The 1,969-nt window shown below is 62.7% G+C and carries 2 protein-coding genes; one reads left to right on the forward strand and one right to left on the reverse strand.

What is annotated here, in order from left to right; translation table 11 throughout:
- A partial coding sequence (locus ACFQS7_RS30825; protein WP_380070967.1) for a response regulator occupies nucleotides 1–398 on the forward strand: 398 nt, incomplete at its 5' end.
- A gap of 1,131 nt (nucleotides 399–1,529) precedes the next feature.
- Here ACFQS7_RS30825 and ACFQS7_RS30830 read toward each other — a convergent pair.
- Nucleotides 1,530–1,969, reverse strand: a 440-nt coding sequence (locus tag ACFQS7_RS30830) for a transposase (protein WP_380070968.1), incomplete at its 5' end; no start/stop codon positions are given.

A 1,969-nucleotide genomic window follows, 5' to 3' on the forward strand; every position in this document is an offset into this window, starting at 1 on the left:
TGGCTTCCACGAAGTCCAACGAGGGTCTCGAAGCGCCTGCAACGGAGCGCCGGAAGGTGTTGCTGGTCGAGGACAACCTTCAGGTCGGCGAGTTCGCCCGGCAGATGCTGGAGGATCTTGGTCACGCAGCGACTTGGGCGCAGGATGCGGCAAATGCGCTCGAGCTGCTAGAGGAGGACGCCGGTCGGTTCGACGTGGTGTTCTCGGATGTGGTGATGCCGGGAATGGACGGCGTCGAGCTCGGGAAACAAATCCGAAACCGCTGGCCGGAGCTGCCGATCATCCTGACCAGCGGCTACAGCCATGTGCTGGCGAACGATGGGGCCCGCGACTTCGAGTTGCTACACAAGCCCTACTCGGTCGAGGGGCTGTCGCAAGCGCTGCGCTCTAAGCGCTGAGGCTCGTGATAGTCACAATCGGTTCGGCCTGGTCTCTTCGGCGGCTCGTTCCGCTCCGCATGCCTCACTGACCCGACTGCGCCGCATGCAGATGCCCTACTCGCCGAGGTAGGCAATCGAGGTCGCAATGCCGTTAGCCCTGCTATTCACCGAGTGTCTAATGAGGAGCGTTACCGCAAGCCCGCCACAGTGGGCAGACGGCATCAAGTTGCAGCGCATCCTGCCTGGGCGGCTCGTGCTGTCGATAGCACAATCCGGCGTGACCGACATCTTTCTAGCACTGGCACGTGACCAGTTCGTCGTCATGTTGATCGCCAGATGGATGGCTTTGTGGCCTACGGCTCTGAAGGAGACGTTCCAAGGATTGTTGTCGAGGTACCAATCCCCGAGCTGGGTTAGGTCCCCGGATCACCGATCTAGCTTGTAAGGTCACGGACGATGGCTAAAGGAGTTCATGCTGGCCATCTTGGCCTGACAGCACCACAAGGATTTCCATATGTTGACCAAGTCATGACGACCGCGGCCTGTTGTGGAATGCTGATGGCGCTATTCGCGAGGTCGAGCTTGGCAAGCGCGCAATCCTTTCCGCCGTCTGCGAGCGGAACGCCCGCGACAGCGCTGCAGGCTCAAGCACTTGAGGTTTTCCGCCCGCACGTCGAGCAGCTGTGCCAAACCCTTTACACGCGCCCGGGTGTTGCTGAAAGCTGTGTCCAGCGCGTCTTCGAGACGGCGATCCCCCTTGATCTGGAGCCTGCTTCGGCGCCGACACCGGAGTCCACCATACCTCGGGCTAAGACCAGAACAGGCACGGTGGCGCCTGACGGCCGCGAGTAGTTCTTCTTAAGATTGATGAGGGGTAGTAGAGCTGAACTTAGACCCCGTTCTCTAATCGGGTCATCCAGGTCAAGCGCCGAGTTGGAGGCTGACCGCTGCCGGGGTCATGGTTCTCTCCGAGGTCGGTGTGATCCGCCCCATGATGGGGGTCAGGGGTGGGGCGCCGCGATGTTTGCAGCGGCCTGATCCGGCGAGGTAGGCCAGACCGGCCAACGGGCTCTGCGCGGTCGCCGCCACCCACCGTCCCGGCAGAGACAGCCTCTCCGCCGGAGCGGAGCCTGAATGGTAGCGCGGAGGTCAGGCCATTCTGGCCTCCTCACGCGTCCACCAGAACTCGGTGCCGTCGACCCAGATGGAATGCAGGATGACGGCGAGCTTGCGGGCGACGGCGACGCGCGCCTTCTTGGCGCCGATCCGCTGCACCAGTCGGATGCCCCAGGCCTTGAGCGGCGAGAACCGCTGCACCTTCGTCAGCAGCACATTGGCTGCCTCGTAAAGGCAGGTGCGGGTGAAGGTGTCGCCGCATTTCGAGATGCGTCCGTGCCGGTCGACCTCGCCGGATTGGTGGCGCGTCGGCGTCAGCCCAAGATAGGGACCAACGTCGCGAGCATGCTTGAAGCGCTTTGGGTCATCGATGGTGGAGAGGAACGCCAGGGCGGTGACGGGCCCAACGCCGGGCACCGTCATAAGCCGTTTGAGAACGGGTTCACTCCGCGTGAGGCGGCGGATTTCGTGGT

Source organism: Dankookia sp. GCM10030260 (assembly GCF_042666655.1).
In the GTDB taxonomy this organism is placed as follows: Bacteria; Pseudomonadota; Alphaproteobacteria; order Acetobacterales; family Acetobacteraceae; genus Paracraurococcus.